This is a genomic window from Megasphaera sp. NM10 (assembly GCF_000417505.1).
In the GTDB taxonomy this organism is placed as follows: Bacteria; Bacillota; Negativicutes; order Veillonellales; family Megasphaeraceae; genus Megasphaera; species Megasphaera intestinihominis.
This window is the reverse complement of record NZ_APHY01000113.1, coordinates 1-738: the sequence shown is the minus strand read 5'-3', so window position 1 is coordinate 738 and position 738 is coordinate 1. Positions and strand designations below refer to the sequence as shown.

The 738-nt window shown below is 40.1% G+C and carries 1 protein-coding gene; it reads right to left on the bottom strand.

Features of this window, described 5'->3' with window-relative positions:
• Nucleotides 1–272: 272 nt before the first annotated feature.
• Nucleotides 273–536, bottom strand: a complete 264-nt coding sequence (locus NM10_RS12470) for a helix-turn-helix domain-containing protein (RefSeq protein WP_232501472.1) — start codon at nucleotides 534–536, stop codon at nucleotides 273–275.
• Nucleotides 537–738: the final 202 nt, after the last annotated feature.

Genomic DNA, 738 nt, shown 5'->3' with positions numbered 1-738 from the left:
TCAGTGAAAAAGAGTGCTTGAATAACCATATACATAGCAAAGGCACACGTTTTTTGCCGACTGGATGGCCGGTCTGTTTCGTGTACCTTTTTTACGTTTAGCTAAAAAAAGAGAATAGAACGATGAAATAGAATAAAAAAAAGAGAGCTGTCGCACAAAGCCGAAATGGCTTAATGCGACAGCCCCTTTTAAGTGGTTAGTGGCTAGCAGTTAGGGGTTAGCGGATGGGTTTTAAATTTAAAAACCATCTGCTACAAACTATAAACTCCGTACTACAAACTAGTATCGTCCTCCCGATGTTTTGGGCGTGGTTCCCGTTCATCTGTCAATCCGGCAATGTAATCGAGTGAGGTGTGGTACAGCCTTGCCAGCTGGATCAACTTTTCTACGGGGATCTTCCGTTTCCCCAATTCATACATGCCGTATCCAACTTGTGAACACTTCAAGATTTTTGCCACGTCGGCCTGAGAAAGCCTTGCTTCCAACCGAAGCGTCTTTAAGCGGCTGTAGTATTTCATGTCATCACCTGTTTTCATAGATCTAGGACTATAATAAGTACATTAGTAAATTCCTTGATTCTATTATAGTAAATATATAAAAAGACGGCAACGATTATTATGAATATAATCGTTGCCGTCTTTGCAATTTGACTTCCCCTCTATGAAATAATTAGCCGATTTCTACTAATTTCCAGATTCATGATGTTATTCGGTCCAAAGCCTTCTTGATGGCTTTAAT

Excerpts from the sequence above, each read along its gene's own strand:
- NM10_RS12470 (WP_232501472.1), bottom strand. The coding sequence starts at position 536 with ATGAAAACAGGTGATGACATGAAATACTACAGCCGCTTAAAGACGCTT.